This is a genomic window from Sporosarcina sp. resist, from assembly GCF_014302295.1.
GTDB lineage: Bacteria > Bacillota > Bacilli > Bacillales_A > Planococcaceae > Sporosarcina > Sporosarcina psychrophila.
In genome coordinates this window covers 3,793,885-3,815,183 of record NZ_CP060287.1, presented here as the reverse complement: position 1 = coordinate 3,815,183, position 21,299 = coordinate 3,793,885, and the positions used below count along the sequence as shown (strand labels likewise).

General features: G+C 44.1%; 17 protein-coding genes. 12 read left to right on the top strand and 5 right to left on the bottom strand.

Features of this window, described 5'->3' with window-relative positions:
• The first annotated feature begins 18 nt into the window (after nucleotides 1–18).
• Nucleotides 19–270, top strand: a complete 252-nt coding sequence (locus H7992_RS18620) for a CsbA family protein (RefSeq protein ID WP_067211939.1) — start codon at nucleotides 19–21, stop codon at nucleotides 268–270.
• Between the two features lie 510 nt (nucleotides 271–780).
• On the opposite strand, the gene H7992_RS18615 is transcribed toward H7992_RS18620, so the two are convergent.
• Together H7992_RS18615 and H7992_RS18610 are read right to left on the bottom strand one after the other, a co-directional pair.
• Entirely contained in the window at nucleotides 781–1,089 is a 309-nt protein-coding gene (locus H7992_RS18615) for an AzlD domain-containing protein (RefSeq protein WP_187045538.1), read from the bottom strand.
• Nucleotides 1,089–1,814 carry an AzlC family ABC transporter permease gene (locus H7992_RS18610; RefSeq protein WP_187045537.1) on the bottom strand — a complete coding sequence of 242 codons (726 nt, stop codon included), beginning with the start codon at nucleotides 1,812–1,814 and terminating at the stop codon, nucleotides 1,089–1,091. The genes H7992_RS18615 and H7992_RS18610 overlap by 1 nt, the downstream gene beginning before the upstream one ends.
• A gap of 157 nt (nucleotides 1,815–1,971) precedes the next feature.
• On the opposite strand from H7992_RS18610, the gene H7992_RS18605 reads away from it, so the two are divergent.
• The 8 genes from H7992_RS18605 (at nucleotide 1,972) to H7992_RS18575 (ending at nucleotide 15,487) form a co-directional block, all read left to right on the top strand.
• Entirely contained in the window at nucleotides 1,972–2,595 is a 624-nt protein-coding gene (locus tag H7992_RS18605; RefSeq protein ID WP_187045536.1) for a TVP38/TMEM64 family protein, read from the top strand.
• Between the two features lie 124 nt (nucleotides 2,596–2,719).
• A complete protein-coding gene (addB, locus tag H7992_RS18600; protein WP_187045535.1) occupies nucleotides 2,720–6,217 on the top strand; it encodes a helicase-exonuclease AddAB subunit AddB in 3,498 nt (1,165 codons plus the stop codon).
• Nucleotides 6,195–9,902, top strand: coding sequence for a helicase-exonuclease AddAB subunit AddA (gene addA, locus H7992_RS18595; protein ID WP_187047956.1), 3,708 nt, complete (start codon nucleotides 6,195–6,197; stop codon nucleotides 9,900–9,902). Before addB ends, addA begins: the two co-directional genes overlap by 23 nt.
• Before the next feature lie 2 nt (nucleotides 9,903–9,904).
• Nucleotides 9,905–11,101 (top strand): DUF418 domain-containing protein, encoded by a 1,197-nt coding sequence (locus H7992_RS18590; protein ID WP_255428479.1) that lies wholly within the window; start codon nucleotides 9,905–9,907, stop codon nucleotides 11,099–11,101.
• A 43-nt stretch (nucleotides 11,102–11,144) separates the two neighbouring features.
• Entirely contained in the window at nucleotides 11,145–12,044 is a 900-nt protein-coding gene (locus H7992_RS18585; protein ID WP_067211921.1) for a fumarylacetoacetate hydrolase family protein, read from the top strand.
• A 73-nt stretch (nucleotides 12,045–12,117) separates the two neighbouring features.
• Nucleotides 12,118–12,492 (top strand): YisL family protein, encoded by a 375-nt coding sequence (locus H7992_RS18580; RefSeq protein ID WP_187045534.1) that lies wholly within the window; start codon nucleotides 12,118–12,120, stop codon nucleotides 12,490–12,492.
• A gap of 55 nt (nucleotides 12,493–12,547) precedes the next feature.
• Nucleotides 12,548–12,679: a hypothetical protein gene (locus tag H7992_RS24850; protein WP_255428477.1), complete on the top strand. Its 132-nt coding sequence runs from the start codon at nucleotides 12,548–12,550 to the stop codon at nucleotides 12,677–12,679.
• Between the two features lie 1,347 nt (nucleotides 12,680–14,026).
• On the top strand, nucleotides 14,027–15,487 hold the full coding sequence (locus H7992_RS18575; RefSeq protein ID WP_067211913.1) for an alpha-amylase family glycosyl hydrolase: 1,461 nt from the start codon (nucleotides 14,027–14,029) through the stop codon (nucleotides 15,485–15,487).
• Nucleotides 15,488–15,630: 143 nt separating this feature from the next.
• Here H7992_RS18575 and H7992_RS18570 read toward each other — a convergent pair whose 3' ends face one another.
• The 3 genes from H7992_RS18570 to H7992_RS18560 are packed head-to-tail and all read right to left on the bottom strand — an operon-like array spanning nucleotide 15,631 to nucleotide 18,674.
• A complete protein-coding gene (locus tag H7992_RS18570; protein ID WP_370569905.1) occupies nucleotides 15,631–16,956 on the bottom strand; it encodes a CoA-disulfide reductase in 1,326 nt (441 codons plus the stop codon).
• A gap of 14 nt (nucleotides 16,957–16,970) precedes the next feature.
• The gene (locus H7992_RS18565) at nucleotides 16,971–17,837 is read right to left on the bottom strand and encodes a DegV family protein (protein ID WP_187045532.1); all 867 of its coding nucleotides are present in this window, start codon (nucleotides 17,835–17,837) and stop codon (nucleotides 16,971–16,973) included.
• A gap of 27 nt (nucleotides 17,838–17,864) precedes the next feature.
• Nucleotides 17,865–18,674, bottom strand: a complete 810-nt coding sequence (locus H7992_RS18560; RefSeq protein WP_187045531.1) for a Cof-type HAD-IIB family hydrolase — start codon at nucleotides 18,672–18,674, stop codon at nucleotides 17,865–17,867.
• A 135-nt stretch (nucleotides 18,675–18,809) separates the two neighbouring features.
• On the opposite strand from H7992_RS18560, the gene H7992_RS18555 reads away from it, so the two are divergent.
• From H7992_RS18555 to rraA, 3 genes are all read left to right on the top strand, one after another.
• Nucleotides 18,810–19,577: a prolyl oligopeptidase family serine peptidase gene (locus H7992_RS18555; protein ID WP_187045530.1), complete on the top strand. Its 768-nt coding sequence runs from the start codon at nucleotides 18,810–18,812 to the stop codon at nucleotides 19,575–19,577.
• A 54-nt stretch (nucleotides 19,578–19,631) separates the two neighbouring features.
• The gene (locus tag H7992_RS18550; protein WP_067211901.1) at nucleotides 19,632–19,940 is read left to right on the top strand and encodes a metal-sulfur cluster assembly factor; all 309 of its coding nucleotides are present in this window, start codon (nucleotides 19,632–19,634) and stop codon (nucleotides 19,938–19,940) included.
• Nucleotides 19,941–20,768: 828 nt separating this feature from the next.
• On the top strand, nucleotides 20,769–21,251 hold the full coding sequence (gene rraA / locus H7992_RS18545) for a ribonuclease E activity regulator RraA (protein ID WP_067211899.1): 483 nt from the start codon (nucleotides 20,769–20,771) through the stop codon (nucleotides 21,249–21,251).
• Nucleotides 21,252–21,299 lie beyond the last annotated feature (48 nt).

The window sequence follows — 21,299 nt, the reverse complement described above, 5'->3', positions numbered from 1 at the left end:
CTGGAAGGAATGTTGAAAATGGATTCATTCGATACTAAACTGTTACTTGCCTTGCTTTTGCCAGGATTACTTGTTATTTTATTCACCCGTGTTACATTTCACCACGTCGTCGGCCTTATTTTGACGGTTGCGTTGATTGCAGCTTCAGTATATGCCGGTTATACGCATAACTGGCTACTTTACGGGGCGGATGCGCTATCGCTCACGGTCGGGTTTTGGTATGCGACACGTATGATGAAGATTGCAAGGCAGCATGAACAAGAGGATTGACGAATGGAGCCGCTCGCTGTTAAAGGAGCGGTTTTGTTGTGGGATGAAATAGGGATTTTCCTTTTGAGCGAGCATAACTGATGCCAACCAATCATATCGCGTGCTAACCGAGCGTATCCCATGCCAATCGAGCATATCGCGAGTCAACCGAGCATACCGCGAGTCAACCGATCATATCGCGTGCCAACCGAGCATATGCCCATGCCCAATCGAGCATATCCCGTGCCAACCGAGCATATCCGCCGCCGCCCGATCATAAGACGTGGCCAACCGAGCATATCCGCCGCCGCCCGATCATAAGACGTGGCCAACCGAGCATATCCATCGCCGCCCGATCATAAGACGTTGCCAACCGAGCATATCTGCCGCCGCCCGATCATAAGACGTTGCCAACCGAACATATCCGCCGCGAGCCGATCATAACCCGCGACTAACCGAGCATATCAACCGCTGTCAACCAACCAATCATCCTAAAACAAAAAAAGACCGCACCCAAGCGGCCCCCCATCCTCACATAAACAAACTATAAACAGCCAGCACAGCAATCGTGCCAAGAACAACGGACATTACCCCGCCGCCAAAAATTGCGATTAAAAACGCGGCCCCTGCTCCAAGCACCCCAAATAATATATTCCCTTCCTGTACAAACAAAATTGCTGGGAAGATGAGTGCACCTAGGACAGCATAGGGAATATTACGCAAGATACCTGACACAACCGGCGGTAGCTCTTTACCGTCTAAAACAGTCAGCGGAATCATACGCGGAATGTACGTCACAAGTGCCATACCAAGAAGCATCCACCAATAACTTGGCCCCATTAAACTTCCTCCTCTCGTTTGAACATCACTTCAGCCGTTTTACCGCGCCGCGAATAAACAATCTCCACTAGGATCGAGGACGCAAGCGTTGCGACAAGAATGGACCAGCCCGTCGACAAGGCTTCTGTTACATACAGGACACAATGGATGACCGCCGCAAGTGCAGCGAGCATGACGACTTTGCGGTTGCCCTTCATCGAAGGAACGAGTAATCCGATGAACATTGCGTAGAGTGCAATCGACATTGCGGCTTGTAAAAACTGTGGAAGATTTGCGCCGATAATGTGACCGATAACGGTGAAGATGACCCAACTGCCATACGCAATTAACGATACGCCGAATGCGAATGCGGTCGAAATCTTTCCTTTCTTCCCTGTTGCTAGTACTGTAAATGATTCGTCTGTAATGCCAAACGCATAGATCGCTTTGACCCATTTTCGGGCAGGCTGCATCTTTTCATTGAGCGAAGCCGTCATAAGAAAGTGTCGAATATTGACGACGAATGTATTCATGACGATCAAAAGCGGGTCGATGCCTAATGTAATTAGGCTGAGCGACATGTATTGTGCGGCACCGGCGTAAACGAATATACTCATTGCAGTAGCTTCTATAATGGACAGGCCCGCAGTTTTAGCGAGCAGTCCAAATGTGAGTGCCACGGGGAAATACCCGATTGCAATGCTCGTCCCTGCTTTTAGACCAGCTGAGAATTGGTTATTCTTCATTGTATTCACATCTTCCCAAAGTATATTTAAGCGATTATACTATACTTCAGGGTTTAAATGTTCATATTTAAAGGAAAACTCTAAATACGGGGTATTTTTATGTAATCAAAAAGTAGAAAGCCTGACGAAAAAAGTTTTTGAATTGAGGTTGTTACTAATGAATGAGTGGATGAATCCTGATAAAATAATCGAATTAGCACAACACTATAAATCACTTGGGCCGTTTCTTGGGCTATTACTGCCATTTATCGAGTCATTTCTACCGTTTCTTCCGCTCTTTGCATTTGTTCTGGCGAATGCAGGCGCTTACGGTCTATGGTATGGATTCCTTCTATCATGGGCGGGAACTGTAGTGGGTTCTTATGCTGTATTTTTGATCATCCGAAAATATGGACGCAATCGGTTACTTAATTTCTTGACAAAAAGCGCACGTATCCAAAAATTAATCAAGTGGGTGGAGAGAAACGGTTTCGGACCCTTATTTTTATTCCTATGTTTCCCGTTTACACCGTCCGCACTCGTCAATCTTGTTGCAGGCCTATCTGATATGAAGAAAAAGAATTATTTAATAACATTGATGGCTGGAAAGTTTGTTATGATTTTCATGATTAGTTATATCGGCTATGATATAAAAGCGTTATTCACGAATCCAATTCGAACTGCGATTGTCGTAGTCGTCATCTTTTTACTATGGCTCGTGGGCAAATATTTTGAGCGCAGGCTGAATTCAAAAGTGGAGGCCGATTTCCGTGCATCTGCCACCCAGCGTAATGATAAGTAATCGTACCCTATTATGTGAAATGGTTCCTGTCATCCCTAACTTTCTGTACAATGGAAAGTAAGGATGACAGGTTTTTATTATTGGAACAAATTACATATAGCCAAATAGCAAGGGAGGAAACCTTATGTCACTACGTTTCATAACCGGTAGATCGGGCGCTGGAAAGACGACGTTCATTGAGCGGGAAATGGCTGCTGAACTGGAACGAGATCCAATGGGAGCGCCTGTTATTGTCATTGTGCCTGACCAGATGTCGTTTTCGATGGAGCATAGCTTGTCCGTTAATTTCGGATTAAAAGGGATTATCCGTGCACAAGTATTGACGTTCAAGCGGTTGGCGTGGCGTGTATTGCAGGAAACTGGCGGCATTACGCGTAAGGAAATAGATGGTTTCGGGTACAGGATGCTTGTACGAAGCGTTTTAGAAGACAATCGGGACCAGTTCAAATTGTTCCGACAAGCGGCTAATAAACGTGGATTCACGGAACAAATTGGGGACTTGCTGAAAGAGTTTAGTCGCTATTGCCTCGACCATCAAACGATGAGCAATCTCCATGATGCACTAGCTTCAACAGGTGCACCGCGCACATTGCTCGACAAAGCGGAAGACTTGTCATTATTGTTGACAAAAATCGAAGAAAAACTGGGTACGACCTATGTCGATAGTGAAGGACATTTGGCTCTACTTGCTTCACAAATTACCCATTCAGACCTGTTAAAAGGGGCAGATATCTATATCGACGGTTTCGAAAATTTCACGACGCGGGAATATGAAATCGTCACGGAACTGATGAAACACGCCAATCGACTGACAGTTGTATTGCCGATGGAAGGCGCTCTCACGGGGTTTGCGGATCATGAATTATTTTTCAATCCCGTAAGGACCTCCCTCAAATTGCGTGAACTAGCGCGTGCTGAATCGGTGGAAGTAGAGGAAGATATCCATTTGGCGAATTCGCCACGTTATCAAAATGAGGACTTAAAACATTTTGAAGCGGAATTCGACCACTATCCTGCGAAGCAACAAACGTCAGCTGGCAATGTTGTCTTGATTGAAGCAGCGGACCGTCGTGCGGAAATCCACTCAGTGGCGCGTATAATCCGTGAGTTAATGATTGCAGGCAAGCGCTACAAAGACGTTTCAATTTTGTACAGGCAGCCTGAAAAATATGATGAACTCATTGAAACCATTTTCCCGCATTATGATATTCCGGTATTCATCAGCCAGAAAAAGCCGATGTTGCATCATCCGCTTATCGAGTTTTCACGTTCGGTGTTAGAAGCGGTGACAACGGGTTGGTCATATGAATCGGTGTTCCGCGCAGTAAAAACAGATCTCTTTTTCCCACACCGAGAAACCAAGTTATTATGGCGTGATCGAGCAGATAGACTCGAAAACTATGTTCTTGCACATGGGATTTACGGACAGCGTTGGTTCGATGACAGCCGTTGGCGCGTGAAAAAATACCGCGGTCTTGAATTGCATTCAAATGTGCAAACCGACGAAGAAATAGCGATGGAGCAAGAACTGCATGTGATTCGTGATGAAATTCGGGATCCGCTTACTGATTTTGAAAAACGTTTGAAACGGTCAAAAACGGGACGTGATGTCGCGGAAGCGCTGTTTTTATTCATGGAAAACTTAAATGTCTATGATAAAATCATCGATCTGCGTGCGGAAGAAGAGCGTGCAGGACGATTACTTGGCGCAACGGAACATGAACAAGCTTGGAACGGCTGGATTAATGTACTAGATCAGTTCGTCCTTATGTTCGGCGATAAAAAAATGGATGCTGTAGAAGCAGCTCGGATTTTGGATGAAGGATTTGATTCACTCGAATTTGCTCGCATTCCGCCGTCGCTCGACCAAGTGACGGTGTCGACTGTCGAAGTTTCAAGCTTAATGGAAATTGACGCTGTATTTGTCCTTGGGGTGAACGATGGCGTCATGCCGAAGCGGGTTGACAATGAAGGGCTTCTGTCAGATGCCGACCGTGAATGGTTCTCGGAAATCGGCTTTGAACTAGCTCCAACGTCGAAGATGAAATTGATGGATGAAACGTATATGGCCTATCGTGCATTTACGGCACCGCGCGAAAAATTATATGTGTCGTATCCAGTTGCAGACGAGGAAGGGAAAGCACTTATTCCGTCGTTGTATATTACGAGAATTGCGCAAATGCTGCCAGGAACTGAAACTAAAATAGCGGTAACGGATCCATCCGAATTGTCGCTAGAAGCCAATCAATTCGATTACATTAGCCACCCGCGTTCGGCACTTCCTTATGTATCAATGAAGTTGAAAGAGGCGGAACAGTCGGGTGTGTTGGAACGTGAATGGCGTGCAGTGATGGCGTATTACGACGAGGATCCGTATTGGTCGTCTGTCATCAGTCATATCATTCGCCCGATGAACGCGAAGAATGGGGCGGAACGACTGCGTCCAGAGATAACGGAAGGGTTGTACGGGGAGTCATTTGTTTCCAGTGTGTCACGCATCGAATCCTATTACAGCTGCCCGTTCCAGCATTATGCGTCGTTTGGACTTGGCTTGCGCGAACGGACGGAATTTACGTTGGAAGCACCGGCTATCGGGGATTTATTTCACGCGGCTCTAAAATGGGTGTCAGATGAAACAATGCGTCTCGATAAGTCGTGGGCAGAGCTGACGCGCGAAGAATGTTGGAAGCTTGCGAGAGCAGCGGTGGAAGATATTTCTCCTTACTTCTTTAATAGGATACTATTGTCAACGAATCGTTATGTTTATATTAAACGTAAGCTCATGCATATTATTCAGCGGACAATTTATTCACTGAGTACACAGGCCAAATCGACGGTATTCAAACCGGTTGCCATTGAGGCAGGATTTGGACCTGGTGAAGAACTGCCAGCGCTTGAAATTCCATTGCGCCGTGGTGATTCGATGAAACTGCGTGGCCGAATTGACCGTGTCGATGCGACCGAAATTGGCGGTAAAAACTATGTCCGTGTTGTCGATTACAAATCATCTGCCAAAAGCCTTGATCTAACAGAAGTCTATTACGGCTTGTCCTTGCAAATGATGACCTATCTTGACGTAGCGCTAGAAAACGCAGACGAATGGCTCGGCATACATGCGGATCCAGCGGGCGTTTTGTATATGCATATTCATAACCCAATGATTCGCTCCGGTTCCGAATTAACACCTGCACTCCTTGAAGCGGAAATCGCGAAATCCTATAAGATGAGAGGCTATTTGCTCGATAATCAGGAAGTTGTCATCGGCATGGATGCTGATATTGGCAGATCCTCTTCAATCGTGCCAGCCTCGATTAAAACGGATGGAACATTTGCGAAAACGTCGAAAGTATTGTCATCCGATGATTTGCAGATGATGCGGTCGTTTGTCAGAACGCGCCATCAAAAAGCCGGAGATGCCATGCTTGCGGGCGATACCCGCGTCTATCCCTATAAATTAAAAAATAAAATGCCATGCGAGTTTTGTTCGTATCGATCCGTTTGTCAGTTCGATCAAACAGATCCGTCAGCAGAGCATCGGTCTTATGCCGAAATGGACCCAGAATTGTCTCTCGATAAAATGCGTAAGGAGGTGGGGGATGATGCACATACCCGTGAAACCTGAGGGACTAACATTTACGGACGCCCAGTGGAAAGCAATTTGGGCGACAGGGAAAGATATTCTCGTTTCCGCTGCCGCTGGTTCGGGGAAAACGAAAGTGTTAATCACACGAATGATTGAAAAAGTACTGGATGAAAAGAATCCAATCGATGTCGATGAATTGCTCGTTGTGACATTTACCAATGCCTCTGCTGCAGAAATGCGACACAGGATGGCGGAAGCATTGGAAGAAGCGATTGCTGCAAGGCCGGAATCTGTCCACTTGCGCAGGCAGTTGAATTTATTGAACAAAGCACAGATTTCCACACTGCACTCATTTTGTATGAATGTCGTTCGACAATATGCTTATTTAATCGATATCGACCCGGGATTCCGGATTGCGGATAGTACGGAAGCGGCGCTGTTAAGTGACGATACAATTGGGGCTGTCCTTGAAGATGCTTATAGTGCGGAAAATCCGGAAGCAATGTACCGGCTGGCAGATAGTTTTACGTCTGACCGCAATGATCAGTCCATCGAAACACTGATTGATCGTTTGTATGATTATTCCCGCGTTCACCCGGTACCCGAACAATGGCTGCGTGAAATTCCCATGCAATATGAGATTAGTGACCAAGCTTCTATCGATGATCTTGAATTTATCGAACCGCTCAAAACGGCCATTCTCCATACGCTTGAAGAAGCGGCGGCGTTAACTGTCGATATGCGAAATATTGCGCTGATGGTGGACGGACCGGAACCACTTGCTGCTACGGCTGAAGCAGATTTGATGTGGATTAATGAAGCAATTCGACGCATCACGGATGGTACATGGGAAGAAATGTACGCATTTTTTGGCTCTCTCAAATGGGCAAAGGCGGGGACAATCCGCAAAGATTCATGTGATGAAGAACTTGCAAAGCGAGCGAAAGCGCTGCGTGATGCGGTGAAGAAAATTATTAATACGTTGAAAGAATCTTATTTCACGAGAACACCAGCCCGTTTATTAGATGAAATTCGCTTGATGGCGCCGACCATGCAAACGCTCATTGACTTAGTGATCGACTTCGGAAGGCGTTTCGAACAAGTGAAAATTGACCGAGGGATTGTCGATTTCTCGGATTTAGAGCATTATGCGCTACGGATTTTATCGAATGTTCAAGATGGAGAACTGGTGCCTTCTGATATCGCAGTTGACTACAAAAATCGCTTTTCAGAAGTTCTTGTCGATGAGTACCAGGATGTCAATATTTTGCAGGAGACGATTATCCAGCTCGTTAAGCGCGGCGAGGAAGAGGATGGCAATCTGTTCATGGTTGGCGATGTAAAACAGTCAATTTACCGCTTCCGTCTTGCTGAACCGATGCTGTTTCTTGGAAAATACAATCGATTTACGGCAACGGATGGCCATGAAGGCTTGAAAATCGATTTGAATGCCAACTTCAGAAGTCGTAAAGAAGTGCTCGATGCGACAAATTTCGTCTTTTCACAAGTGATGGGCGCGCGTGTCGGAGAAATCGAATACGATGATGCGGCGGCGTTGAAATATGGCGCTAACTATCCTGAAAAAGCCGTAACAGCTGGTTTGACGTTGCTCTATGAAGAAGAGGAAGATGAGCAGGAGTTAGACGATGCAACGGAATTAGCAGGCCAAAGCTTGAAGAGTTCGCAGGCGGAAGCACGATTTATGATTAAGAAAATTCGTGAACTGATCGCATCTGGCGCTGAAGTAACTGATGCATTTAGCGATAAAAAGCGTCCACTTGAATATAGAGATATTGTTATTTTGATGCGTTCAATGACATGGTCAGGTGAAATCGCAGAGGAATTTAAACTAGCGGAAATTCCAATCTATGCTGAACTAAAACGCGGTTATTTCGATGCGTTAGAAGTGATGATTATGTTGAATACATTGCGTGTCATCGATAATCCCTATCAGGATATTCCACTTGCGTCTGTTCTCCGTGCACCGTTTATCGGCATGACGGAAAATGAATTGGCACAAATTCGTCTTGCCGGAAAAAGCGAGCCGTTCTTTGAAGCGTTGAAGCGTTTCGTTACAACAGGCGGAGCAGGTGTTGCAGCAGCAACGCAGGAAAAATTGCAACGGTTTTTCAATCAGTTCGAGGATTGGCGTAACTTGGCACGACGCGGTTCGTTGTCCGAATTGATATGGCAAGTCTATTCCGATACGCATTACTACGAAATGGTCGGTGCAATGGCAAATGGTAAACAGCGCCAGGCCAATCTACGTGCGCTGCATGATCGTGCAATTGATTATGAAAAAACGTCGTTCCGTGGGCTGTTCCGCTTCTTGCGTTTTGTTGACCGGATGCGAAAAAGAGGCGATGATCTCGGTGCCGCGCGTTCGCTTACTGAAAAGGAAAACGTTGTCCGTATCATGACCGTCCATTCATCGAAAGGACTGGAGTTTCCTTTCGTTTTCATCGCAGGGGCAGGTCGGAAATTCAATAAGATGGATTTCAATGAACCGTATTTGTTCGACCAGCATTTTGGTCTGGCAGTGAAGGCAATCGATCCGGATAATAGGATTACGTATACATCATTGCCGTTTCTTGCAATGAAGGAAAAGAAAGAACTTGAAATGCGTGCGGAAGAAATGCGTGTGTTATACGTTGCTATGACACGGGCGAAAGAACATCTTGAGATTATTGCTTCTGTAAAAGATATTGAAAAATCGATTGTCAAATGGCAAGATGCCCAGCTGATCGCCCCTGAACTGATGTTGCCTGAGTATACGAGGTCACGTGCAAACGGTTATTTAGACTGGATTGGTCCAGCAGTCGCGAGACATCCGGCATTTGCGAAATTCGGAAGTATCCCGGGAGGTCAGTCTGTAATCGATGCCTCAGTTTGGCAGATAGATGCGCTGCCTGTTTCCGCATTGTTTACTAAGCTTGGAGATAGCGATGAGGAACCAGTGAAATCATTGGATGTCGTTCCAATTGACGAAGTCGACGAGGGGATGTTGCAGGAGGTGAAACGCAGGTTTGACGCGACATATCCGCATCTTTCATCGGTGACAAAACGGTCTAAGCAGACGGTCAGTGAGTTGAAACGGCTGTCGATTCTAGAACAGCAGGCGGAAGATGACTTGTTTGTGTCTACGAATGCGGATGTCAGTACGGCATATCTCCATAATCGACCAGCCTTCATGCAATCGCGGGCACTATCTGCGGCGGAAGTCGGGACGGCGATGCATACGATTATGCAGCATATCGATATCCAGAAAGAAAGTAGTGTTACTGACGTTGAGAAGTTGCTAGCAGATTTGACGGTTCGCCAGTTGCTGACTACAGAAGAAGCGATTACCGTCGATGCCAATACAGTTGCTCAATTTTTCCAAACGCCGATTGCGAAACGAGTTATGCAAGCTGAGAAAGTGGAGCGGGAATTGCCGTTTACGTACGCTTTTGATGATAACGACGGGGATTACCAAATCTTGCAAGGAATCGCGGATTGTTTATTCGAAGAGCAAGATGGTTGGGTCCTGCTAGATTATAAAACTGACCGAGTAAGCGGACGCTTTGGTTCTGATGAAGAAGTCGACGCAGAAATGCAGGTCCGGTATGGCATCCAGTTGAACCTGTACAAGAAAGCGATTGAAGAAATTGTGGGAATCGACATTAAAGAGATGGTCCTTTATTTATTTGACGGACAGAGGACTATAAATATTCAGGGGGAATAAAATTGAAATTAACACCAACAACGCTTGGAAATCGTATTGAGGCGCTCGATATGCTGCGCGGGTTTGCATTACTCGGGATATTCATCGCGAATATGCTCGTATTCCATTCACCGTATTTGTATATGGATCCGTATTCATGGTTTAGTGCATCGAGTGATATGGCGGTCTTTAAATGGGTTGATATCTTCGTGGAAGCGAGTTTTTACCCGATTTTCGCCATGCTGTTCGGTTATGGTTTAAATATGCAATATGAAAAATCAATGGCAAATAAGATGTCATTTGCGCCAGTCATGGCACGTCGTATGGGCGTTTTGCTCGTCTTCGGTTTACTTCATGTATTGTTCATCTGGATGGGTGACATTTTGTTTACGTACGCGTTAATGGGCTTTATGATGATTGCGTGTGTTAGGATTCCGAAGAAGTGGATGTTACCGATTGCTGCTTTCGTCTATATTGTGCCTTCGGGAATCATTTATGGAATCACTTATTTTCTCAATAAATTGGATTCGAATGCAATAATGGAAGGCTACGCAGATATTCATCAAATTGAACGCTCGCTTGAAGCGTATGCCTACGGTAGTTATGGCGAAATCTTTAGCTTCCGTTTTACTGAATGGCTAACTTTGGGATTGACGAGTTCGTTACTAGGTATCTTCGTCGTATTGCCACTCATTATGATTGGGGCAGGGTTGTCTAAATGGAAAGTAATTGAGCGCGCCGCGGAATTGAAAGTGGGCATCGCAGTCGTGACTGTTGTTTCACTTGCTGCGGGCATATGGATGAAAGCTATACCACATACTAGTGGTCCTTCAATGGATGCACTTGTATTGCAAGAGCAATTCGGCGGTCCTGTTTTAGCAATTGGTTATATAGGTTTGTTGCTCTTACTCTATCAACTACCATTTTTCCGCGCGATATTCCGCCCTATTTCAAAAGTAGGTAGGATGTCGTTGACGACGTATATTACACAATCGATTGTGGCGACACTCATTTTTTATGCCTACGGTTTTGGCATGTATGGCAAAGTAGACTTGGCAACGGGAGTGGGTATTGCAGTTGGTGTGTTCATCATTCAAGTTCTATTTGCTGAACTTTGGCTGTCGAAATTCCGCATGGGTCCATTAGAGTGGTTGTGGCGCAAAGGAACATACGGAAAGAATTTGCCGAATAAAGAGGAAAAGGATCGGCCTTTGTCGTAGTAATCAGAATAAGGGTTTTACTAATGAAGGGATGGGCTGACAGATGAAATTATTATCGTTCCGTTACGAAGGCAGGACGTTATTTGGACCTAAAGTGAAGAAGGAAGATGCAGTATGGGATATGTTAGCGATTGCAGAAGCATTTGAGGATACTGATTTTCCACAAACAATCACGGAAGGTATTGCATCTGGTCTGGATTTCGTTGAAAAAGTACGGAAACTTGCTGAACAGGCGCGGTCGGATGAGAATTCGGACCGATTCAAATATGCATTCACTGCTATAGAATGGCTTTCGCCAATTCCGAGAACGCCTAAAAATATCCTATGCGTAGGCAAAAACTACGCTGACCATGCGGCGGAAATGGGCGCAGATGCACCACCTGAAAAGTTGATGATTTTCACGAAATCACCAACCGCTATTGCAGCGGATGAACAAGACGTTTCAGTCCATGCCGATGTGACGGATAGCCTTGATTATGAAGGAGAACTTGCGGTTGTCATTAGCAAGGGAGGACGTAATATCCCGAAACAATTGGCCTATGATTATATTTTCGGTTACACCATTGCAAACGATGTGACGGCGCGTGACGTGCAAGCGGCACATGGCCAGTTCTTCTTAGGAAAAAGTCTCGATGGATCGTGTCCAATGGGACCTTATATTGTGACGAAAAATGAAATACCGAATCCACATAATTTATCAGTTGTGACAAAAGTGAACGATGAAGTGAGACAAAATGGCAATACAGCGTCGATGATTTTCAAAATCGATGAACTGATTGCTGAAATATCACGTTATGTGACACTTGAACCAGGCGATGTCATTTTGACGGGTACACCTGCTGGCGTCGGTAAAGGCATGACACCTCCGACATTTTTAAAACAAGGCGATACTGTAAAAGTGTCCATTGAAAGCATCGGAACTCTCGTAAATAAGTTTGTTTGAGCAGTTTCCCTTTTGCGAATTAGTCAATTGTGATACGATTATTTAGTATTACTAATTAAATGAGGTGACTAATTTGGACGTATTAACAAACGCTACACATCTTCATATTTTCACATGGGTTGTTGGAATTATCTTATTCCTCGTTGCTGCAAGTATGGACACAGAGTCAAAAGGCAGAAAGATTCTTCATATGATTGCACGTCTATTCTACGTGCTGATTGTAATTACAGGCGCGGCGCTATTCTTTGAATATTCATCACTTGATGGCGCGTTGTATGGCGTCAAATTCTTATTGGGTCTTCTGACAATTGGTATGATGGAAATGGTGCTCGTCCGTTCTGCGAAGAATAAGAGTGTCAAAGTAGTATGGATCCTATTTTTCGTCTTCGTATTGGCGACGATGTTCCTAGGATTTAAATTACCAATGGGTATTAACTGGTTCGCATAATACTTACGGGAACGATTACTGAAAATGTGCTGTTTTATGCAAACGGGGGATGAAGATGGAATCTAGTATCGGACCGATATTACTTATCGTTGTTTTGATGTTAATGGCGTTCTTTGCTGTTTCCGTCATCCTGTTTTCCCGGAAAAAGCGGTCATCTACTGATGACGATGAACTGTTTGATGAATGAGACACCTGCTGGCGATTGTGCTGGCGGGTGTTTTTTGTCGTTTTGATAACAGGTCTATTGATTAACCAAACAACTAGTAAATAACTTAATCAAACACTAGGCGCTTCGTGTACAGTATATTTGGATTACTTTGGATTGAACGACCTCTATACGATTACCGAGATGTCTTGATGTGTAGGGATGCGACTTCGTCGCATCCCTACACATTTTTTCGGTAATCGTATGGTGCTTATTCATCCGTCGCGCTCCAAATGCATTAGTACACAAAGGAGGCCACTGAAAAAGTCCAATTTCCTTCAATCCCGTTGATTTCCGTTCCGAGCGGACGCTTTCCGCGGGCACGGCTTCAGCCTCCTCGTCACTGCGTTCCTGCGGGGTCTTCAGCTCGCGCTGTTCCCGCTGGAGTCGCCGCTCTCCACTACAATCAACTATTTCTTACTATAAAAAGAACTTTTTCAGTGGCCTCACACAAAGTGCAAAAGCTTTTTTGTACGAAAGAATAGAGGGGCATCTACCTAGTTGAAACTTTCTTTAGGGTTTTCTCTTTTTTTTACTAGTAAAGAAGTGTTACTTTCTACAAACTATCACATGATTACATACATAATATTTTCTAGAAGTAAGCAAGGAACGCATTGTACAAAGTGCAAGAGTGCCCGAAATTGCATCTACGGGCACTTACAATCTCTATAAAAAGTCATCTATTTTTTTCATTCAAACATAACTGCATTTTTCACTTGAACATTGAAGGTACGCGATAGGCAACTATTCACAACAGAATGACCGAAAAAAGTGTGGCTAGAAGTGACGGAGTCACTTCTAGCCACACATGCCTCTCGGAAAATGTGTCGTGATTATTTCGCCGAAAGCGAACCGCAAATGACCCAGTAAAAATGGATATTAACCATTTACCTGCTTTATACGCAAGTAAATGGTTAATAAAACAGACGTGAAAAGTTAATAATGTATAAGCTTATTCAATTTAGGTTGCTGTCTAGACTTCAGGTGCCAGCCCCTGGTCCCACACGAAGTGGGGCATGCAGTCGGTGCGACAGGACGTCGCGACTTTAGACTGCCTTCCTTTAAATTCAGTCTTGTTGAAAAGGCAAAGGGCGCCTTTATCATCAAGCCTTTCGACGTACAGGACGTACTAGTGCCGACGTTGCGACAGGACGTGGCGAATTTAGTCGGCCAGCGCTTTTCGGGGCTAAACGGCACCTTGCGCTTTTCCTTATTCACAATATCGACCTATTTCATTGGGAAGGATGAGGTTTTTGGCGTAAACAATGGCGACATGTGGCGGCGTTTGGTAAAATGACGAGTGACAGCTCGTATTGAGGAGGCAATTTTGTGAAAGCGAATAAATGGTTTGGACTTATTGCAACTTTTCTATTACTGGTATCTACCCTATCTCCAGCAGGGGTGTTTGCAGAAACGGAAAGAACAATAGAGGATGAAAGTATATATGATTTGCTTGTGGACCGGTTTAATAACGCCGATGGCAAGAACGACTTTGACGTAAATACGAAAGATTTGACGGCATTCAGTGGAGGAGACTTCACAGGTGTCGCTACGAGACTTGAGCATATTGTCCGAATGGGCTTCACGCTTATTTCACTTGGACCCGTCTTTGAAACGGAAACGTATGATGGAAGTAAAGTGCTTGATTATGCGAAACTTGACCCGCATTTTGGGACTTCAGAAGAATTTAGCAAGATGATTAAAGCAATTCATAAGCAGGATATGTCCGTGATTGCTGACTTCCCACTTGCGGGAGTGAGTTCGAATCATGTTTGGGCAAAAGAGGGAACTGTCAAAGCACTTCCTATTGCTGACGGAACAATCGATTGGGATACTTCGGATGCAGCAACACAAAAAGCATTGAAGGAAGCCATCGTTGATTTCATGGAAACGTATAAGTTGGATGGAATCCGTTTAACGAAGATTGATAAAATCGATACGGCGTTTTTGAATGAAATCATTCAAGCTGTAAAAACGGTTAAACCAAAAGCATATGTACTGACGAATGAAGAAAGTGACGCTGACTTCGATTCTGCTCCGAATAACGAAAAAATGAACGCAATGAGAAATTCATTCGTTAAATATGACGTAGATTCTTCACCGCTATCGATAGTGTCAAATGCAACCGAAAAGGAATTAATCCAGTTCGATGAATTAACAGGACCACGTTTTACATACGATATCGTGGAAGCAAGAATGTTCCCGCCGACACGGTGGAAGCTAGCCATTACGGCACTATTTTCAATGCCAGGCGTACCGATTATGCCTTATGGTACCGAAATTGCGGTAAATGGAGAATCTGCTCCTGAAAGTCATCAGATCATGAATTTCAAGATCGATGAGGAGTTAATTGACCATATCGGTGACCTTAACCAGTTGCGCAACCAATCAGAAGCTTTCCGTAACGGTGACTTTGAGATGTTACACAATGAGAATGGATTTACAGTGTATAAGCTTTCAAATGATAAAGAGACATGGATTGTTGCACTTAATAATACGACTGAGACAGCCAATGTAGAAATTCCGAAAGAAGTAATCGGGGACAATAAAAAATTACGTGGTCTACTTGATGGTGATTCGGTAAGGGAAGGTAAGGATGGAATTTACCGCGTCGTACTAGAACGTGAAGTTGCAGAGATTTATATCGCTGATGAAGACAAAGGATTCAATACGCCTTATCTAATCGCATCAATTTTAATCTATGTCCTGTTCTTTGGATTCCTATTCATGGCTTGGAGAAAAGGACGTCAAGGCAGAAAAGATAGAAAAGCTGAAACGAAGGCGAAGTAAGACAGAAAACACCAGATCGGCAAAGTTGCCGATCTGGTGTTTTTTGATGTCTAGCTTCAGTCTTGCCGAAAAGGCAAAGAGCGCCTTTGTCGTCAAGCCTTCCAGCGCTTTTCGGGGCTAAACGGCGCCTTACGCTTTTCTTGTTATCGCGCTTTATAACCAATCATATTTACGGGATCTTTCGGCGATGAATAGGGTGGGGAGTAGCCGAGTTCAAGGGCTGCAAGGTCATCGACAGTCATTTTGCCCATGATTGCAGTTGCAATGACGTCAATTCGTTTGTCGACTCCTTTGTCACCGACCGCTTGTGCACCCAAGATGAGCCGGGATTGTTCATCATAATGAACACGCAGTAAAATACGCCCATGGTCAGGGTAATAGCCTGCATTCGTTCGGCCTTCATAGACTGCCGTGCCAAACTTGATACCTTCATCTGTTAAACTTTTCGCCGAATGGCCAGTCATAGCTGCAGTCAGCGCAAACAATTTTGTAATCGTCGTGCCGAGAAGCCCATTCATTTCGATTGGATTGCCGGCAAGATGGCGTGCGACGATGAATGATTGCCTATGCGCTGGCCAAGCGAGTTTCACGTTTTTCGGTTTACCGGTGAACCAGTCTTTGCATTCTGCCGCGTCACCAATTGCATAAATGTCAGGATCATTTGTCTGCATATAGCTGTTGACGACGATCCCTTTCGTCGGCCCGATATGTAAATCAGCTTCAATCGCGAGTTGCGTATCAAGATCGATTCCTATACTGGACGCGATAAAGTCAACGTCAAAGTTCACACCATTTTTCATAATCAAGCGCTTGCCTTCAATGCGTTCGATGGCATCTTCAAAGTAAAAGTCTACCTTATTATCTTTCATTTCCTTGCCAAGTACTTGTGAAATTTCAGGATCCATTAATGTCATGACGCGTTCATTGCGATCAATAAGCGCCGTTTGTAATCCTCTATGGATGAAGTTCTCAATAAGTTCAATCCCGATGAATCCGCCTCCAATAACAGCGCACGACTTCGGTTTTTCACGCTCTATATAGTCGATGATTTCTTCCATATCCCCAAAGCTCTTCAGCGTAAATAATGGCAAATCACCGAGACCTTTTAAGTCAGGTATACGGGCGATTCCGCCGGGCGATAAAATAAGTTTGTCGTAGGATTCTGTAAAGACATGATCTGTTTCCATATTACGTACTTCAACCGTTTTCTGTTCCCGATTAATGGCCAGTACATCATGCCCTAACTTGACGGTTATATCTCGTAGCTCGCTGAACTTTTCGGGAGACGAGCCGACTAGCTGCCATTTATCTTCGATTAATCCTCCGATGACATATGGCATACCGCATGTCCCATAGCCAAGTACCGGATCACGTCCAAATAATATGATTTCAGAATCTGGAACTGCGCGTCTAATTTGTGCGGCGACAGTGGAACCACCCGCGATTGCACCGACAATGAGTACTTTCATCAACAAATCCTCCTTTAAATCAATTCCTGATTAAATTTATTCAGGAAAAAGACGCCTACTGTACCAGGACCAACATGTGCACCGATAACAGATCCAATCATATGGATTTCGATATTTTTTGGATGAAATAACTCTTCTATTATGGCTTTTAATTCGAGTGCTATTCCTTCGTCGTCGCTATGGCAAATTGCAATTGTCTGTTCAGCTAAATTATCGCCGCGCTCCGCCATAAGATCAGCCATACGGCGCAATACTTTTTTGCGGCCACGGTGCTTTTCGATAGGAACGAGTTTGCCGTTTTCGACATGGAGTAATGGCTTAATGTTGAGCAGCCCGCCGATGAATGCACTCGTTTTAGATACGCGACCGCCGCGTGCCATATAATCAAGGTCTTGCACGGTGAAGAGGTGCTCCATATGTGCCGCCATGTATCGGATTTTACGCTCAATCGTTCGAACATCGTCTTCTCCCGCATCGCGTAGCCGAACTGCTTCTTTTACAAGAAGACCGTAACCAAGCGAAGCGCATCTTGAATCGATAATAATAAGGTTCATTTTTGGATTCGTTTCTTTTGCTTGGTCTCCGGTCATGATTGCGGTGTCGAATGTACCGGATAACTCTGAAGAAAAAGCGATGTAAATCCCACTTTCACCTGATGATGCGAGTTCCTTCCACTTTCGAAGGAACAGTTCAGGTGATACTTGTGATGTTTTAGGTTGCTTGCCGTTGCGAATTGCTTGGTAGACTTCTTTTGAATCGATCGTCATTATATCGTCGTACTCTTTGTCATCGATGAGGACGCGTAATGGGAAGAGCGTTACATCGTTGTCTTCGAAAAAAGACTTTGGTAAATCACTGGCACTGTCCGCAAATATTTTCATATAGACCCCTCCGTTGGATAATTGTAGTTATTCCAAGTGTAACCTTTCGCGGAGCACTCGTGCAATGCCATCCTCATTATTCGTGTCTGTCACTTCATTCGCAATTGATTTCAATCTGTCAATTCCATTTCCCATTGCCACTCCGACCCCGGCATAGTCTATCATTTCAAGGTCGTTGTCTTCATCCCCAAAAGCAATAATTCGATCTTTTGGAATATCCATCCACTTCGAGACGTGTGAAAGTCCGACAGCCTTATTCAAGCCATGCCGAACGATTTCAATGACTTTCCACGGTGCTCCCCATTGACGATGATCAATGACTTCCGCGTGTACATCACCAAGATGGCGTCTGATTGCATCAACTTTATCGTCAGGTGCATGGATCAGTAAACTTGTAGGATCGACTTGCAAAAATTCACGAATGTCTCCCTGCGTTATTTTAGGCTCACCAAATCCAAAAATGTCGAGCAGTTTTTCATCGTGATGGTGCATGTATACATCATCCATCACTTCTGCAACAATATTATGGAATGTAAATTGCTGCATAGCATCAATGACATCTTTCACCACGGGAAGAGAGATCGTTTCATGGATTGTTTTCCAAGAACGATTATCAGGATGGTGAACGAACGCACCGTTGAAGTTGACAATCGGTGTTTTAAGCCCGAGTTGACGGTAATACACTTCGCTTGCTCGGTATGGCCTTCCGGTCGCAATCATAATGTGATGACCTTTTTCTTCTGCTTTTTTCAGTGTTAGCTTGGTTTTATCTGAAATTACTTTTTCGTCTGTAAGTAATGTCCCATCAAGATCGAGGACGATTAAATGTGGCTTCAAAAAAACGCCTCCTTCTATAAATAGTCTATCGCTAACATATGAATCAAGTCAAAAAATCCAGTCATGAAATCGTGCCTTTTGTTTTTTTAGAAAAACTTTGGTACGCTCAAGTGAAAAGGAAAAGGTGTGATTTCAATGAATGTTACTGAAGAGTTATGGGGCGATATCCCCTTATTACATATAGTTGAGGATGAGCTTAAAGACAAACAAGTTCCAGTCGTTATTTTTATTCATGGATTCATGAGTGCTAAAGAACATAATTTGCATTATGCCTATAATATGGCGAAGAAAGGCATCCGAGTTCTCTTACCTGACGCGCATCTACACGGTGCTCGGGAAGATAATCTTGATGAAGTCCAACTGAGTCTACGTTTTTGGGAAATCGTTTTGACGTCAATTGAAGAAGTGAGTGTCATTCGTGAAGAGCTAGTGCAACGCGGACTTCTTACTACAGGTAAAATTGGTTTAGGAGGCACATCGATGGGCGGTATTACGACGCTCGGCTGTCTTGCTGTCTATGATTGGGTCGATGCTGCCGCTGTTATGATGGGAGCTCCAGGCTTTGTCCAGTTAGCGAAAGCACAAATGTCTGAGTTCGAACGTCGCGGTTTTACATTGCCTGTTACTGAAGATGAAAAGAAAAAATTACTCGCCACATTATCTACGTTTGATTTAACGAAACATCCATCGGCATTGAACAATAGACCTGTCTACTTTTGGCATGGTAAGCAGGATGCGGTTGTGCCATACGAACCGACACACAACTTCTATCAGGCCATCAAGAAGGAGTATGCTACTGAACCGGAGCGAATTGAATTTGTTTCAAGCGCTACCTCGGGGCATGCCGTTTCTAGAGCCGGAATGCTTCAGGCGGCTGATTGGCTTGCCTGCCATTTGAAATGAACAGCCGAACTCTGCTATGATGAAGCTAGTAAAAACAAGGAATGAGGGATGAAGATGAGCCAGGATATGAAAGATAGCATGATGGGGGCACTTGAAAACGTAATTGACCCGGAACTTGGAGTCGATATCGTCAACTTAGGTCTAGTTTATGATGTAGAGCTGGACGAAGAAGGCACGTCAAAAGTGACAATGACACTAACATCGATGGGTTGTCCAATGGGACCACAAATCGTTGCTAACGTTACACAAGAATTGATGGAACTTCCAGAAGTGAAAAACGTAGATGTTAATATCATTTGGAGTCCACCATGGTCAAGAGATAATATGTCTCGTTATGCAAAAATAGCGTTAGGCGTAAGATAATAGAAAATAGTAAAGCCGTGTGACTTAGAGATAAGTCGCGCGGTTTTTTTGTTGGTTTCACGGGTAAATCTTCACAACAGATTATCCTTACGTACAGGTACTTTCGGATCGCTGTGGACTGAACGATTACTATACAATTATCGGAATATCTTGCTGAGTAGGGATGCGACAATGTCGCATCCCTACTCTTTTTTTCGTTAATCGTATGGTGTCCGTTCGTCCGTAGCTCTCCAAAAATACCGGTACACCAAGTGCCAAAGCTTTTGGGAATGAATGAATAGCCACTTTGCTATCCAATAAAGGAGCAGCCAAAGATACAATTTTGGCTGCTTACTCCTTCTTTGTAATATTTCCTTTTCAAATTTAAGGCAGGGTTACTTTCTATCTAGTGTCACACTGTTACTTGTCGCAAAGAAGGCTTTATTAAAAGTAGTTAAGTGCCCGAAATTTCATCTTCGGGCACTTGCAACCTCTCTAGAAAGGTAGTTATTCTTTCATCTTCAAGAGTAGTTGCATTTTTCACTTGATCATTGTAGGTATGCGACAGACAGATAGTCGCAACAGGATGACCGAAAAAAATGTGGCTGGAAGTGACGAAGTCATTTCCAACCAGATTGAACCCGCGGTAATAGTATTGTGATTATTTCGTCCAAAGCAAGCCAGAAGTGTACACGTGCAAATGCAGACTTGTATGCTTTTCTATCAGGTGCTTCATCTGAAAAAGTGGTTCATCAACAGACATTATATTTCTCACTTAAAAAGGAATATCGAAATAATGTCGAATGGTAATAGATATGAGAAAGAATTCCAATAAGGGAGAGTGTTCAAATGTCGATAAAAACTGCGGATGTATGTGATGATTTTTCAAACGAATTGCAAGTGTGTTCAACGGTATTTAAATCGTATGGCAAAAGCAAAAGATTTTCTGGCCCAATTGCTACTGTGAAAGTATTTGAGGATAACGTTCTTGTGAAAGAAGCACTGCAAACTATTCCGGAAGGTAGTGTTCTTGTTGTCGATGGCGGAGGTTCAAAAAGATGTGCGTTAATGGGCGGCAATTTAGGTGTTATCGCTGAAACCCGTAAACTCGCAGGGGTTATTATCTACGGATGTGTTCGCGATACAGCAGAATTAATCGAACAAAATATTGGTGTGCTGGCACTAGGCAGTCATCCGTTGAAGAGTACAAAAGAGGGAAAAGGGGAACAGGACAGTAAACTGCTTTTCGGAGATGTAGAGTGGAATCCCAATCACTTTGTATATGCGGACGAAGACGGCGTAGTGGTAGCCACTCGTAATTTGTACAGCTAATGACAAACCCTAAGATGTTTCTTTGTAGGGGTCTTTTGTTATCTTTAA

What these genes read in the sequence shown, in the direction of transcription:
- H7992_RS18620 (WP_067211939.1), top strand. Translation starts at nt 19, where the DNA reads ATGGATTCATTCGATACTAAACTGTTACTTGCCTTGCTTTTGCCAGGA.
- H7992_RS18615 (WP_187045538.1), bottom strand. Translation starts at nt 1,089, where the DNA reads ATGGGGCCAAGTTATTGGTGGATGCTTCTTGGTATGGCACTTGTGACG.
- H7992_RS18610 (WP_187045537.1), bottom strand. Translation starts at nt 1,814, where the DNA reads ATGAAGAATAACCAATTCTCAGCTGGTCTAAAAGCAGGGACGAGCATT.
- H7992_RS18605 (WP_187045536.1), top strand. Translation starts at nt 1,972, where the DNA reads ATGAATGAGTGGATGAATCCTGATAAAATAATCGAATTAGCACAACAC.
- addB (WP_187045535.1), top strand. Translation starts at nt 2,720, where the DNA reads ATGTCACTACGTTTCATAACCGGTAGATCGGGCGCTGGAAAGACGACG.
- addA (WP_187047956.1), top strand. Translation starts at nt 6,195, where the DNA reads ATGCACATACCCGTGAAACCTGAGGGACTAACATTTACGGACGCCCAG.
- H7992_RS18585 (WP_067211921.1), top strand. Translation starts at nt 11,145, where the DNA reads ATGAAATTATTATCGTTCCGTTACGAAGGCAGGACGTTATTTGGACCT.
- H7992_RS24850 (WP_255428477.1), top strand. Translation starts at nt 12,548, where the DNA reads ATGGAATCTAGTATCGGACCGATATTACTTATCGTTGTTTTGATGTTA.
- H7992_RS18570 (WP_370569905.1), bottom strand. Translation starts at nt 16,956, where the DNA reads ATGAAAGTACTCATTGTCGGTGCAATCGCGGGTGGTTCCACTGTCGCC.
- H7992_RS18565 (WP_187045532.1), bottom strand. Translation starts at nt 17,837, where the DNA reads ATGAAAATATTTGCGGACAGTGCCAGTGATTTACCAAAGTCTTTTTTC.
- H7992_RS18555 (WP_187045530.1), top strand. Translation starts at nt 18,810, where the DNA reads ATGAATGTTACTGAAGAGTTATGGGGCGATATCCCCTTATTACATATA.
- H7992_RS18550 (WP_067211901.1), top strand. Translation starts at nt 19,632, where the DNA reads ATGAGCCAGGATATGAAAGATAGCATGATGGGGGCACTTGAAAACGTA.
- rraA (WP_067211899.1), top strand. Translation starts at nt 20,769, where the DNA reads ATGTCGATAAAAACTGCGGATGTATGTGATGATTTTTCAAACGAATTG.